This is a genomic window from Streptomyces sp. TLI_171 (assembly GCF_003610255.1).
GTDB lineage: Bacteria > Actinomycetota > Actinomycetes > Streptomycetales > Streptomycetaceae > Kitasatospora.
In genome coordinates, this window is record NZ_RAPS01000001.1 from 6,958,722 (window position 1) to 6,972,281 (window position 13,560).

The 13,560-nt window shown below is 70.6% G+C and carries 13 protein-coding genes; 10 read left to right on the plus strand and 3 right to left on the minus strand.

The genetic code is table 11. The annotated features are described in order from the left end of the window. Window positions 1-104 precede the first annotated feature (104 nt). Complete coding sequence (locus BX266_RS30835; protein ID WP_099905178.1) at window positions 105-809, plus strand: HAD family phosphatase; 705 nt, start codon at window positions 105-107, stop codon at window positions 807-809. Window positions 810-1,160: 351 nt separating this feature from the next. Further along, a complete protein-coding gene (locus BX266_RS30840) occupies window positions 1,161-2,756 on the plus strand; it encodes an ABC transporter substrate-binding protein (protein WP_099905180.1) in 1,596 nt (531 codons plus the stop codon). A gap of 83 nt (window positions 2,757-2,839) precedes the next feature. Here BX266_RS30840 and BX266_RS30845 read toward each other — a convergent pair whose 3' ends face one another. Beyond that, on the minus strand, window positions 2,840-3,511 hold the full coding sequence (locus tag BX266_RS30845; protein ID WP_099905182.1) for a response regulator transcription factor: 672 nt from the start codon (window positions 3,509-3,511) through the stop codon (window positions 2,840-2,842). Then, window positions 3,512-4,378 (minus strand): RecB family exonuclease, encoded by an 867-nt coding sequence (locus BX266_RS30850; protein ID WP_099905185.1) that lies wholly within the window; start codon window positions 4,376-4,378, stop codon window positions 3,512-3,514. A gap of 153 nt (window positions 4,379-4,531) precedes the next feature. Between BX266_RS30850 and BX266_RS30855 the strand changes: the two genes are divergently transcribed. The 3 genes from BX266_RS30855 to BX266_RS30865 all read left to right on the plus strand — a co-directional run bounded on the left by BX266_RS30855 (window position 4,532) and on the right by BX266_RS30865 (window position 7,465). After that, window positions 4,532-5,731, plus strand: a complete 1,200-nt coding sequence (locus tag BX266_RS30855; protein ID WP_099905187.1) for a site-2 protease family protein — start codon at window positions 4,532-4,534, stop codon at window positions 5,729-5,731. A gap of 49 nt (window positions 5,732-5,780) precedes the next feature. After that, on the plus strand, window positions 5,781-6,746 hold the full coding sequence (locus tag BX266_RS30860) for a tRNA (adenine-N1)-methyltransferase (protein WP_099905189.1): 966 nt from the start codon (window positions 5,781-5,783) through the stop codon (window positions 6,744-6,746). Window positions 6,747-6,919: 173 nt separating this feature from the next. Beyond that, on the plus strand, window positions 6,920-7,465 hold the full coding sequence (locus tag BX266_RS30865; protein WP_143687040.1) for a hypothetical protein: 546 nt from the start codon (window positions 6,920-6,922) through the stop codon (window positions 7,463-7,465). Window positions 7,466-7,472: 7 nt separating this feature from the next. On the opposite strand, the gene BX266_RS30870 is transcribed toward BX266_RS30865, so the two are convergent. Next, entirely contained in the window at window positions 7,473-7,760 is a 288-nt protein-coding gene (locus tag BX266_RS30870) for a ferredoxin (protein ID WP_099905193.1), read from the minus strand. A 227-nt stretch (window positions 7,761-7,987) separates the two neighbouring features. Between BX266_RS30870 and arc the strand changes: the two genes are divergently transcribed. From arc to prcA, 5 genes are all read left to right on the plus strand, one after another. Then, window positions 7,988-9,754, plus strand: a complete 1,767-nt coding sequence (gene arc / locus BX266_RS30875; protein ID WP_099905195.1) for a proteasome ATPase — start codon at window positions 7,988-7,990, stop codon at window positions 9,752-9,754. Between the two features lie 98 nt (window positions 9,755-9,852). Continuing rightward, complete coding sequence (gene dop, locus BX266_RS30880) at window positions 9,853-11,364, plus strand: depupylase/deamidase Dop (protein ID WP_099905198.1); 1,512 nt, start codon at window positions 9,853-9,855, stop codon at window positions 11,362-11,364. Window positions 11,365-11,461: 97 nt separating this feature from the next. Next, window positions 11,462-11,680, plus strand: coding sequence for a ubiquitin-like protein Pup (locus tag BX266_RS30885; protein ID WP_099905200.1), 219 nt, complete (start codon window positions 11,462-11,464; stop codon window positions 11,678-11,680). A 179-nt stretch (window positions 11,681-11,859) separates the two neighbouring features. Next, on the plus strand, window positions 11,860-12,702 hold the full coding sequence (gene prcB / locus BX266_RS30890) for a proteasome subunit beta (RefSeq protein ID WP_099905202.1): 843 nt from the start codon (window positions 11,860-11,862) through the stop codon (window positions 12,700-12,702). Between the two features lie 32 nt (window positions 12,703-12,734). Then, complete coding sequence (prcA, locus tag BX266_RS30895) at window positions 12,735-13,478, plus strand: proteasome subunit alpha (protein ID WP_099905204.1); 744 nt, start codon at window positions 12,735-12,737, stop codon at window positions 13,476-13,478. Window positions 13,479-13,560: the final 82 nt, after the last annotated feature.

A 13,560-nucleotide genomic window follows, 5' to 3' on the forward strand; every position in this document is an offset into this window, starting at 1 on the left:
ATCCTTGATGATCCTGAACGGGCCGGTCCGCTCACCAGCGGGCCGGCCTGTGCCATCCCCGGAAGCTCCCGTTCCGGACCACCCATCCCGGAAGGACGGCGCGCATGACGACGGTCTCGACCCCGATCCGAGTCGGCGGAGACGGCGAGAGCAGCGGCCTGCAGGCCGTCCTGCTCGACATGGACGGCACCCTGGTCGACACCGAGGACTTCTGGTGGCAGGCCGAGGTCGACCTGTTCGCCGAACTCGGTCACGAACTGACCGCCGAGGACCGCACCCACGTGGTCGGCGGACCGATGACCCGGGTCATCGACTACCTGATCGCCCGCACCGGCGTCACGCTGAGCCCCGCCGAGCTGACCGTGCTGATCAACCAGCGCTTCGTCGACCTGCTGGCCGGCGGCGTCCCGCTGATGCCCGGCGCCGAGCGCCTGCTCAACACGCTCGCCGCGCACGGCGTCCCGGCCGCCCTGGTGTCGGCCTCGCACCGCCACATCATCGACATCGTGCTGCGCAGCCTGGGCGCCGAGCACTTCGCCTTCACGGTGGCCGGCGACGAGGTGCCGCGCACCAAGCCGCACCCCGACCCGTACCTGGCCGCCGCCGCCCGGCTCGGCGCCGAGCCCGCCCGCTGCGTGGTCGTCGAGGACACCCCCACCGGCGTGGCCGCCGCCGAGGCGGCCGGCTGCCCGGTCGTCGCGGTCCCCTCGATCGCCGCGATCGACCCCGCCCCCGGCCGCCTGGTGCTGCCCTCGCTGGAGCAGGTCGACCTCGCGCTGCTGCGCACACTGGCCGGAACCAGGGTGTGAGTTTCGTCTCCTCCGTGAGGTATGCCGGTTTCGTTCCGCGTCCGGTGGTATGCGGAACGTGTCCGTCAAGAGGTGCGAAAACGGGCATTGGCTGACAACTCGTCGGCCGCCCGGGGACGATCCGCAGCCCGCCGGCCACCCGCCGGTCGAACGCTCGGTGACCACCCGGAACCGATGTGGCACGCTACATCCGATCAGTCCCCATACCGTGCCGCCGCCCACCGCCGGGAGACCCCGGAAGGAAGGCGCGCGCGCGGTCGTACCAGACCCGCGAACGGCCGCCCCACCCCGGCGCCGGACGACGGGCCACCGGCGACAGCCGGCCGCACGCAGTGAGGAAGACCACCCCGCATGACTACGCCCAACCGCCTGGCCGTGCTCAGCTGCGCCGCGCTCGTCGTCTCGACGGCGGCCGGCTGCGCCTCCGTGGAGAAGGCCGCCACCGGCGGCGACAGCGGTGGCGCGATCACCATTGGCACCACCAATGTGACCAGCGTGCTGGACCCGGCCGGTGCGTACGACGCGGGTTCCTGGCTGGTCCTCAACAACTCCTTCCAGTCGCTGCTGAGCTTCCCCTCCGGCGCCACCGTCGCGCAGCCGGACGCCGCCGAGTCCTGCCAGTTCACCAGCGCCGACGCGCTGACGTACAAGTGCACGCTCAAGTCCGGCCTGAAGTTCTCCAACGGCCACGCGCTGACCGCCGAGGACGTCAAGTTCTCGATCGAGCGGACCAAGAAGATCAACGACCCGTCCGGTCCGAGCCCGCTGCTCTCCACCATCAAGTCGGTGGAGACCTCGGGCGACCGCGAGGTCACCTTCCACCTGGAGACCCCGGACGCGGTGCTCCCCGCGAAGCTGGCCTCGGCGGCCGGCTCGATCGTCGACCACCAGGTGTTCCCGGCCGACGCGCTGCTCGACAACGGCAAGCTGGTCGGCTCCGGCCCGTACAAGATCGACAGCGTCGAGATGAACGGCAAGGCGCCGAGCAAGATCGTGCTCTCCGCCAACAGCAACTACCAGGGCAACGCGAAGCTCCAGAACAGCAAGTTCACGGTCCGGTACTACGACAAGCCCGAGGCGCTGAAGAGCGCGCTGGACGCCGGCGACGTCGAGCTCTCCGACAACAGCCTCGACCCGACCACGGCCGCCCAGCTGAAGAGCGACGACCTGGCCGGCACCGGCACCCTGAAGGTCTCCGAGGGCGCCAGCGGCGACACCCGCTACCTGGTCTTCAACACCAAGGACGAGACCGCCGGCAACCCGGCCGTCCGCCAGGCCGCCGCCCAGCTGATCGACCGCAAGTCGCTCGCCCACGACGTGTACGCGGGCACCGTGCAGCCGCTGTACTCGGTCGTCCCCGCGGGCGTGGCCGGCCACAACACCGCCTTCTTCGACAAGTACGGCGAGGCGGACGTCGCGAAGGCCAAGCGCATCCTGACCAACGCGCACGTCACCACCCCGGTCAAGCTCAACCTCACCTGGTCGCGCGCCCGGGCCGGCGCCGCCGAGATGGAGAGCATCAAGAAGCAGCTGGAGAACGGCGGCCTGTTCCAGGTCACCGTCGCCCAGGAGCCCGACTGGACGGCCTACCAGGCCGGCTGGAAGAACGGCAACTACCAGGCGTACACCGTCGGTTGGACCCCCGACTACGCCGACGCCGACGACTACATCAGCCCGCTGGTGGTCGAGGGCGGCGCGTTCCACAACGGCTGGGACAACCCGCAGATCAGCACCAAGCTGGTGCCGGACTCGATCAAGCTCACCGACCGCTCCGGCGGCGGCGCCTACGACCAGATCCAGAAGCTGGTCGCGGACGGCGTGCCGATGGTCCCGCTGTTCCAGAACAAGTCCTTCTACGTGTACAAGGACGACATCTCCGGCGTGGACTCCACCGTGGACAACACCGGCGTCTTCCGCTTCTGGGAGATCGTCCGCACCAAGAAGTGACACCCGCTCAGCAGCCGAACGGCCCGCCGCCCCGCGAGGGGTGACGGGCCGTTCGGCCGTTCCGGGCACGGCCCGGGGGAGGACTACATCGCGCCGGGGCGCACCAGGCCGCTCTCGTACGCGTACACCGCCGCCTGCACCCGGTCGCGCAGCTGCAGCTTGGTCAGCACGTGGCCGACATGGGTCTTCACCGTCGTCTCCGAGACGAACAGCTCGGCCGCGATCTCCGCGTTCGACAGGCCGCGCGCCACCAGCCGCAGCACCTCCACCTCGCGCTCGGTGAGCACCGTCAGCGCCTGCGGCGGCGCCTCCTCGCCCGAGGGCAGCTTGGTGGCGTACATGTCCAGCAGCCGGCGGGTCACCGACGGGGCCAGCATCGCCGCGCCGTCCGCCACCACCCGGATCGCCTGCACCAGCTCCTCGGCCGGCACGTCCTTCAGCAGGAAGCCGCTGGCGCCCGCGCGCAGCGCCTCCACCACGTACTCGTCCAGGTCGAAGGTGGTCAGCACCAGCACCTTCGCCGGGCCGCCGCGGTCCGGGCCGGCGATCCGGCGGGTCGCCTCCACGCCGTCCATCCGCGGCATCCGGATGTCCATCAGCACCACGTCCGGCTGCAGCGCGCGGACCTGGTCCAGCGCCTGCTGCCCGTCGCCCGCCTCGCCGACCACCACCAGGTCGGACTCCGCCTCCAGGATCATCCGGAAACCGGTACGCAGCAGCGGCTGGTCGTCCACCAGCAGCACACGGATCGTCACCTACGACTCCTTGCGTGGGTTGGTCACAGTAGCGAGCGGCAGCGGGTACGGCGGGGGAGTGCCGCCGAACTCCGGGCAGGACGACTTGTGGTCGCACCAGTCGCAGAGCCGGTTGCGGGTCGCCGGGAAGTCACCGGTGGCCACCGCCGCCGAGATCGCCTCCCACAGCGCCTCCAACTTCCGCTCCACGGACAGCAGGTCCGCCTCGTCCGGGTCGTACGTCACGACATCGCCGCCGCCGCCCAGGTACACCAGCTGCAGGCGCTTGGGGACCACGCCCTTCCACCGCCACACCACCAGCGCGTAGAACTTCATCTGGAACATCGCCTTGCCCTCGAAGTCCCGCGAGGGCGCCCGGCCGGTCTTGTAGTCCACCAGCCGGACCTCGCCGGACGGCGCGAGGTCCACCCGGTCGATGTAGCCGCGCAGCAGCAGGCCGGAGGCCAGCGCGGTCTCCACGTACAGCTCCCGCTCCACCGGGTGCAGCCGGGTCGGGTCCTCCAGCCGGAACCACTTCTCCACCAGCTTCTCGGCATCGCCCAGCCAGCCCGCCAGTTGCTCCGGCTCGCCCGGGAACAGTTCGGCCAGCTCCGGCCGTTCCCCGAGCAGCCGCTCCCACTGCGGGGCCAGCAGCCCGCGCGCCCGCTCCGGGGTGCGCTCCGACGGCGGGTGGTCGAACAGCCGCTCCAGCACGGCGTGCACCAGCGTCCCCCGGGTCGCGGCCGGGCTCGGCGGCTCCGGCAGCCGGTCGATCACCCGCAGCCGGTACAGCAGCGGGCAGGTCATGAAATCGCCCGCCCGCGACGGCGACAGCCCGGTCGGCCGGGCGGCCGGCCGGGCGGCGGGCGAGGGGTCGGTCTGCTGCATGCCCCGACCCTATTGCACCGAACGGACAGCTTGGGCGAACGGGTCGAAGAGGTGGGTATAGGAGTAAGGGAGCGCGGGGTGCACCGCCGATCCCGGGGAGAGATCACGTAGCGTACGAGGATCAAAGGATCAGCGGACGGTGAAGGGAGCACGGTGAACGACACCGAGGGGCGGGCACCGGGGAAGCCGGAGTCGCCCGACAAGGGCGACCAGCCGAGAGGCGGCATCCTGATGGGCCGCCCGTTCGGCGTGCCCGTCTACGTCACCCCGTCCTGGTTCCTGGTCGCCGCGCTGATCACCTGGATCTTCGGAAGCCGGCTCGACACCGTCCTGCCCGACCTCGGCGCCGCCCGCTACCTGCTCGCCTTCTCCTTCGCCGTCGCCTTCTACGCCTCCGTGCTGGTCCACGAACTCGCCCACACCGTCGTCGGGTTGAAGTACAAGCTGGGCGTGCGCCGGATCCAGCTGCAGTTCCTCGGCGGCATCTCCGAGATCGAGAAGGAGGCCGAGACCCCCTGGCGCGAGTTCTGGCTCGCCTTCGTCGGCCCGCTGCTCTCGCTCGTCCTCGGCGGCGGCTTCTGGCTCGGCCTGCGCGCCGTCGAACCCGCCACCGTCCCCGGGGTGCTGCTCGCCGGACTCATGGTCTCCAACCTGGTCGTCGCCGCCTTCAACCTGCTCCCCGGCCTCCCGCTGGACGGCGGCCGGATGCTGCGCGCCGTGGTCTGGGCGGTCACCGGCAACCCGATGAAGGGCACCCTGGCCGCGGTCTGGACCGGCCGCGCCCTCGCCGTCGCCGTCGTCCTCGGCCTGCCGCTCTTCAGCTCCGCCCAGGACGTCGAACGCTCCACCGCCGAAGCCATGCTGGACGGCGTCCTCGCCGCCATCCTCGGCTTCATCATCTGGCAGGGCGCCGGCAACTCGCTGCGCAACGCCCGCCTCAAGGAGGTCATGCCCCGGCTCAAGGTCCGCGAACTGGCCCGCCGGAGCATCGACGTCCCCGCCGACACCCCCCTCGGCGAAGCCATGCGCCGGGCCCGCGAGGGCCACGCCGGGGCGATCGTCGTGGTCGACGGACGCGGCGAACCCGTCGCCCTGGTCAAGGAGTCCGCGGTCACCGCGATCCCCGAGCACCGCCGCCCCTGGGTCGCCGTCACCGCCGTCTCCCGCGACCTCGAACCCGGCCTCACCGTCCCCGTCGACCTGGCCGGCGAGGACATCCTCGACACCCTCCGCCGCGCCCCCGCCACCGAGTACCTGGTGGTCCGCCCCGACGGCACGGTCTACGGCGTGCTCTCCCTCGCCGACCTCGAACGCCGGCTCTCCTCGGCCCTGCTGGGACGGCCCGCCGCCTGAACCGATCATGTGGTCGGGGGAGCCCTCCGGCTCCCGTAGGATGGCCCCCATGTCCGAACCGACCGGTGCCGCCCGCCGACGCGGGCCCTTCCAGGTCGGGGACCAGGTCCAGCTGACCGACCCCAAGGGCCGCCACTACACGTTCACGCTCCAGGCCGGGAACCAGTTCCACACCCACAAGGGTGCGTTCCCGCACGACGAGCTGATCGGCGCTCCCGAAGGCACGGTCGTCCGCACCACGGGTAACGTCCCGTACCTCGCGCTGCGCCCCCTGCTCCCCGACTACGTCCTGTCCATGCCGCGCGGCGCGGCCGTGATCTACCCCAAGGACGCGGGGCAGATCCTGGCCATGGCCGACATCTTCGCCGGCGCCAGGGTGGTCGAGGCCGGCGTCGGCTCCGGCGCCCTCTCCACCTACCTGCTGCGCGCCGTCGGCGACACCGGCATGCTCGCCTCCTACGAGCGCCGGCAGGACTTCGCGGACATCGCGAAGGGCAACGTGGAACGCTACTTCGGCGGCCCGCACCCGGCCTGGAAGCTCACCGTCGGCGACCTCCAGGACAACCTGGTCGAGGCCGACGTCGACCGCGTCATCCTCGACATGCTCGCCCCCTGGGAGTGCCTGGACGTCGCCTCCAAGGCGCTCGTCCCCGGCGGCCTGATCTGCTGCTACGTGGCCACCACCACGCAGATGTCCCGCACCGTCGAGGCGCTGCGCGAACACGGCACCTTCACCGAGCCGCAGGCCTGGGAGACCATGGTCCGCACCTGGCACCTCGAGGGCCTCGCGGTCCGCCCCGACCACCGCATGATCGGCCACACCGGCTTCCTCCTGACGGCCCGTCGCCTCGCCGACGGCGTCGAGCCCCCGCTCCGCCGCCGCCGCCCCGCCAAGGGCTCCTACGGCGAGGACTACGAGACCGGCCCCGAGAGCGAGCTGACGCTCGCCGAACGCGCCGCCATCCGCAAGGCCCAGCGCGAAGCCGCGTCCCACGACGCGCGCGAGCTCTCCTGACGGGCTGAACCACCGGGGTCGCGGCGAGACAGCAGCACGTCACTGCCTCGTCGCGGTCCTGCGGTCGGCCGCCCTCCGCTGCGCGCAGTTCCCCGCGCCCCTCGGTGGTCTCTCCGGCCGCGTGATGTGCAAAGATGCCCGCACCGAAGTGCTCGGGTGAGGGGAGTCTCGTGGTGGCGGAGCGTCGGATACCCGGGCATGCGCGGTCGGGGCTGAAGCACTGGGTGCTGGTCGCGGCGGGCTGCGCGGCGGTCGTGGGCGGGGCGCTGGGAGCGAGTTCGGCGACCGGGGCGGTGACGTCGGGTCAGGGACCGGCGGTGGAGCCGGCGCCGGAGGTGGACGTCAGCAAGGTGACGCTGCCGATGGACTGCGGCCCGTTCCTGTCCGCGGTGAGCCTGAAGGCCGCGGCCAAGGTGGACGGCCACGCGGTCACGGTGGTCGCGGCGCACTGCCAGGCCGACATGGGAACCCCGCCGGACGCGGTGTTCCTGCTGCGCGGCGACTCGCCGAAGCCCGTCCCGCTGCTGACCGAGGCGGACGGCTACACGCTGACCGAGCTGGCGATCCGCAGCGACGGCTCGATCCGCGGCAAGGCCCGCGGCTACTCCTCGGACGACGTCCCGCGGTTCTCCCCCGACCTCCAGGTCGAGCTGACCTGGACGCAGGGCGGCGGCGGGTGGACGAAGGCCGAGACCAAGACCCCCGTCCACACCGCCTGACAGCGGGTCAGTCCGCGTCGGGCCCGTACACCTCGACGCGGTCCGAGGCCCGGCGGACGTGGATGCAGTCGCCCGGGCAGTCCTTCGCGGAGTCGACCACGTCCTGAAGGAGCGTCAGCGGGACCGGCACCGTCTCGCCGGGCTGCTGGCGCAACTCGTCGTCCTCGCCCTTCACGTAGGCGAGTCCGTCGATGTCGAGTTCGAAGACCTCGGGCGCGTACTGCGCGCAGATGCCGTCGCCGGTGCACAGATCCTGGTCGATCCAGACTTCGAGTGCCTCGCCAGTCCCCGCCATTGCCCCTGCCGTTTCTGCTCTGGTCGCCCCGCATTCGGGGACATTCCTGTCACGATACATCCGCGCTGCTTTGAACCGTTGAGCGGTGGGCATCTCCTCTGTCAGAGGGGAAGCACGCAGGGCGAACATCGGACACGCCCGATCCATCTTTCTGATCTAGGGGTTTACATGACCCTGGTCCCAGGTAGGTTTGGGTCGTCCAGCTCCCCCAGGAGGAGGTGAGGACCGTGGCAGCCCAGGATGACGACTACGACCGCAGCGCCGGCAGGCCCGCACGGGGGTCAGACGAGGCCGCGCAGGTCTCGTACCTCGAGCAGGAGATCGCCGTGCTCCGGCGCAGGCTCGCCGATTCCCCCCGCAGTTCGAGGGTCCTTGAGGAGCGGATCATCGAGCTGCAGACCAACCTGGCCGGTGTGACCGCCCAGAACGAGAGGCTCGTCGCCACCCTGCGCGAGGCCCGCGACCAGATCGTGGCCCTCAAGGAGGAGGTCGACCGGCTCGCCCAGCCGCCGGCCGGATTCGGCACCTTCCTCGAGAAGAACGAGGACGGCACCGCCGACATCTTCACCGGGGGCCGCAAGCTCCGGGTCAACGTCAGCCCCAGCGTCGAGCTGGACGAGCTGCGCCGCGGCCAGGAGGTGATGCTCAACGAGGCGCTGAACGTCGTCGAGGCGATGGAGTTCGAGCGGATCGGTGAGATCGTCACGCTCAAGGAGGTGCTGGAGGGCGGCGACCGCGCGCTCGTCACCGGCCACACCGACGAGGAGCGGGTGGTGCGGCTCGCCGAGCCGCTGCACGGTCTGACGCTCCGTCCGGGAGACGCCCTGCTGCTGGAGCCCCGCTCCGGCTACGTGTACGAGGTGGTGCCGAAGTCCGAGGTCGAGGAGCTGGTCCTCGAGGAGGTCCCGGACATCGACTACCGGCAGATCGGCGGCCTCGGCAACCAGATCGAGCAGATCCGGGACGCGGTGGAGCTGCCGTACCTGCACGCCGACCTGTTCAAGGAGTACGAGCTGCGCCCGCCGAAGGGCGTGCTGCTGTACGGCCCGCCCGGCTGCGGCAAGACGCTGATCGCCAAGGCGGTGGCCAACTCGCTGGCCAAGAAGGTCGCCGAGGTGACCGGCCGGCCGCAGGGCAAGAGCTACTTCCTGAACATCAAGGGCCCCGAGCTGCTCAACAAGTACGTCGGCGAGACCGAGCGGCAGATCCGGCTGGTCTTCCAGCGGGCCCGGGAGAAGGCGAGCGAGGGCACGCCCGTCATCGTCTTCTTCGACGAGATGGAGTCGCTGTTCCGCACCCGCGGCTCCGGCGTCAGCTCGGACGTGGAGAACACCATCGTCCCGCAGCTGCTGGCGGAGATCGACGGCGTGGAGGGCCTGGAGAACGTCATCGTCATCGGCGCCTCCAACCGCGAGGACATGATCGACCCGGCGATCCTGCGGCCCGGCCGCCTGGACGTCAAGATCAAGATCGAGCGGCCGGACGCCGAGGCGGCCAAGGACATCTTCTCCAAGTACCTCAAGGACTCGCTGCCGTTCCACCCGGACGACGTCAAGGAGCACGACGGCTCGCTGCCCGCGACCGTCGCCGCCATGATCCAGTCGGTGGTCGAGCGGATGTACTCGGAGACCGAGGAGAACCGCTTCCTGGAGGTCACCTACGCCAACGGTGACAAGGAGGTCCTGTACTTCAAGGACTTCAACTCCGGCGCGATGATCCAGAACATCGTCGACCGGGCCAAGAAGATGGCCATCAAGGACTACCTCGACCACGGCCAGCGCGGCCTGCGCGTCTCCCACCTGCTCGCCGCCTGCGTGGACGAGTTCAAGGAGAACGAGGACCTGCCCAACACCACCAACCCGGACGACTGGGCCCGCATCTCCGGCAAGAAGGGCGAGCGGATCGTCTTCATCCGCACCCTCGTCACCGGCAAGCAGGGCGCCGAGTCCGGTCGCTCCATCGACACTGTCGCCAACACGGGGCAGTACCTGTAGCACGCGGCGAACCCCGTCCGGCTGTGCGGCGCTCGGCAGGGCCCCGCAGCCGGACGGCGCGTCTGCACCGGCAGTACCGACAGGGTCAGGAGGGCCGCATGACCGTACGGCGCGTAATGGGCATCGAGACCGAGTACGGCATCTCGGTGCCCGGCCACCCCAACGCCAACGCCATGCTCACCTCGTCCCAGATCGTCAACGCCTACGCGGCGGCGATGCACCGGGCGCGCCGCGCCCGCTGGGACTTCGAGGAGGAGAACCCGCTGCGCGACGCCCGGGGCTTCGACCTCGCCCGGGACGTGGCGGACGCCAGCCAGCTGACCGACGAGGACATCGGCCTGGCCAACGTCATCCTCACCAACGGCGCCCGCTTCTACGTCGACCACGCGCACCCCGAGTACTCCTCGCCGGAGGTCACCAACCCGCGCGACGCGGTGCTCTGGGACAAGGCGGGCGAGCGGATCATGGCGGAGGCCGCCGAGCGCGCCCTGGAACTGCCCAACGGACAGCGGATCCTGCTCTACAAGAACAACACCGACAACAAGGGCGCCTCCTACGGCACCCACGAGAACTACCTGATGCAGCGGGCCACCCCGTTCGCCGACATCGTCCGCCACCTCACCCCGTTCTTCGTCTCCCGCCAGGTGGTGTGCGGCGCCGGCCGGGTCGGGCTCGGCCAGGAGGGCGGCGCGCACGGCTTCCAGATCAGCCAGCGCGCCGACTACTTCGAGGTCGAGGTCGGCCTGGAGACCACCCTCAAGCGCCCCATCATCAACACCCGCGACGAGCCGCACGCCGACGCCGAGAAGTACCGCCGGCTGCACGTGATCATCGGCGACGCCAACCTGTCCGAGATCTCCACCTACCTCAAGCTGGGCACCACCGCGCTGGTCCTGTCGATGATCGAGGACGGCTTCATCGCCGTGGACCTCGCCGTCGACCAGCCGGTCCGCACCCTGCATCGGGTCTCCCACGACCCCGACCTCAAGCACCTGGTGTCGCTGCGCAGCGGGCGCAAGCTGACGGCGGTCCAGCTCCAGATGGAGTACTGCGAACTGGCCCGCAAGTACGTCGAGGACCGCTACGGGCAGGACGCCGACGACCAGACCATGGACGTGCTGGCCCGCTGGGAGGACGTGCTGGGCCGGCTGGAGCGCGACCCGATGAGCCTGTCCCGGCAGCTCGACTGGATCGCCAAGAAGGAGATCCTGGAGGGCTACCGGCAGCGCGACGGCCTGGAGTGGGACAGCCCGCGGCTGCAGCTGGTCGACCTCCAGTACAGCGACGTGCGGGCCGAGAAGGGCCTCTACAACCGTCTGGAGGCCCGCGGCCGGTTCGAGCGGCTGCTGACCGAGGAGCAGGTGCGGCGCGCCGTCTCGCAGCCGCCGGACGACACCCGGGCGTACTTCCGCGGCCGCTGCCTGGAGCAGTACGCGGACCACGTGGCCGCGGCGTCCTGGGACTCGGTGATCTTCGACCTGCCCGGGCACGACAGCCTGCAGCGGGTGCCCACCATGGAGCCGCTGCGCGGCACCCGGGCGCACGTCAAGGACCTGCTCGACCGGTGCCGCACCGCGGACGACCTGGTGCGCGTGCTCTCCGGCGGGTAACTTTTCGATCACCACGGGTGAACATTTCCCGGACGGGGAATCATTCGGGTGAGCAGCCAGCGTTGAACGAGAACACCGAGCGAGCGGGGTGAGGGAAATGTCGGACAAGGACACCGGCGGCGGCCAGCAGCGGGCGAACCGGACCTCCGAGGAGGTCGACGAGCAGGCCGCGGAAACTCAGGCCTCGGACGACCTCAAGGAGCGTCAGGAAAAGCTCAACGACGACGTCGACGCAGTGCTCGACGAAATCGACGAGGTACTGGAATCCAACGCGGAGGATTTCGTCCGCGGATTCGTGCAGAAGGGCGGCGAGTGAGAGGGGGGACGACCCTCCCTTTACGCCGACAACAGAACGACGAGCGCCGCAGGTGTGCCCTGAGCGCGCCTCCGGCGCCGTGTTCCCTGAGGTCCCCCGAGGGACGTGGATCAAGCCCCGGAAGCGGGTAGGGTCCGGGGCACAACCCAACTTTCGATCTTCGATCCGGAAGGACACGTGTGGAAGCCAACCTCAGTGGCACCGGGCGTCTGCCGGCCGCCTTCCTCACCCCCGGCTCCTCCTCGTTCCTCGACTTCCTCGACAGCCACGCGCCGCAGCTGCTGCCGGGCCGGCGCACCCTCCCCGAGGGCCTGACGGTCGAGGCGCCGCACGGCACCACGATCGTCGCCGCGGTGTTCGACGGCGGCGTGGTGATCGCCGGTGACCGCCGCGCCACCATGGGCAACGTGATCGCCCAGCGGGACATCGAGAAGGTCTTCCCGGCGGACGAGTACAGCGCTGTCGGCATCGCCGGCACCGCCGGCCTCGCGGTCGAGATGGTCCGCCTGTTCCAGCTGGAGCTGGAGCACTACGAGAAGATCGAGGGCGCCGTGCTCTCCTTCGAGGGCAAGGCCAACCGGCTCACCACGATGATCCGCTCCAACCTGGCGATGGCCATGCAGGGCCTCGCCGTGGTCCCGGTCTTCGCGGGCTTCGACCTCGACCTCGGCCGCGGCCGGATCTTCACCTACGACGTCACCGGCGGCCGGTCCGAGGAGCGGGGCTTCGCCGCCACCGGCTCCGGCTCGGTGTTCGCCCGCGGCTCCATGAAGAAGCTGTACCGGGACGACCTGACGGGTGACCAGGCCGCGATGCTCGCCGTCCAGGCGCTGTACGACGCCGCCGACGACGACTCCGCGACCGGCGGCCCCGACCTGGCCCGCAAGATCTACCCGATCGTCTCGCTGATCACCGAGAGCGGCTTCCGCCGGCTCACCGAGGACGAGGTCGCCGCGATCGCGCTGTCCATCACCGACCAGCGGCGCGAGCACCCCAACGGCCCGCAGGCCCCGCTTCTCTGAGTCCGCCTCAACCACCCGAAGGGAGACCGGCGGTGTCCACGCCGTTCTACGTCTCGCCCCAGCAGGCCATGGCGGACCGCGCGGAGTACGCCCGAAAGGGCATCGCCCGCGGCCGCAGCGTGGTCGTGCTCACCTACGCCGACGGCATCATGTTCGTCGCGGAGAACACCTCCCGGGCCCTGCACAAGGTCAGCGAGATCTACGACAAGATCGCCTTCGCCGCGGTCGGCCGCTACAACGAGTTCGAGAACCTCCGGATCGGCGGCGTCCGCTACGCCGACCTGCGCGGCTACTCCTACGACCGGGCCGACGTCACCGCCCGCGGCCTGGCCAACGTGTACGCCCAGACGCTGGGCACCATCTTCTCCTCGGTCGGCGAGAAGCCCTACGAGGTCGAGCTGATCGTCGCCGAGGTCGGCCGCACCGGGAACGACGACCAGATCTACCGGCTCACCCCCGACGGCTCGGTGGTGGACGAGAAGAACGCCGTGGTGGTCGGCGGCAACGCCGACTCCATCGGCAACTACCTCGGCCAGCGCCACCGCACCGGCATGACCCTGACCGAGGCGCTCAAGCTCGCGGTCGACGGCCTGGCCCGCGACCCCAACGGCGGCAGCCCGCGCACCCTGACGCCGGAGCAGCTGGAGGTCGCCGTGCTGGACCGGCAGCGGTTCCAGCAGCGCAAGTTCAAGCGCATCCTGGGCGGCCAGCTGACCAGGCTGCTCAGCGGCGACGAGTCCGCCGCCGTCGAGGACGACGAGACCGACACCGAATGACCCACCGGGCGGCCGGCCCGACCGGCCGGCCGCCCGACGGTCCGCCACCGCACCTCCGAGGGGTTCCACCGAGCTTCGAACA

Coding starts and splice junctions, on each gene's coding strand:
- BX266_RS30835 (WP_099905178.1), top strand. CDS start 105: ATGACGACGGTCTCGACCCCGATCCGAGTCGGCGGAGACGGCGAGAGC.
- BX266_RS30840 (WP_099905180.1), top strand. CDS start 1,161: ATGACTACGCCCAACCGCCTGGCCGTGCTCAGCTGCGCCGCGCTCGTC.
- BX266_RS30850 (WP_099905185.1), bottom strand. CDS start 4,378: ATGCAGCAGACCGACCCCTCGCCCGCCGCCCGGCCGGCCGCCCGGCCG.
- BX266_RS30860 (WP_099905189.1), top strand. CDS start 5,781: ATGTCCGAACCGACCGGTGCCGCCCGCCGACGCGGGCCCTTCCAGGTC.
- BX266_RS30870 (WP_099905193.1), bottom strand. CDS start 7,760: ATGGCGGGGACTGGCGAGGCACTCGAAGTCTGGATCGACCAGGATCTG.
- dop (WP_099905198.1), top strand. CDS start 9,853: ATGACCGTACGGCGCGTAATGGGCATCGAGACCGAGTACGGCATCTCG.
- BX266_RS30885 (WP_099905200.1), top strand. CDS start 11,462: ATGTCGGACAAGGACACCGGCGGCGGCCAGCAGCGGGCGAACCGGACC.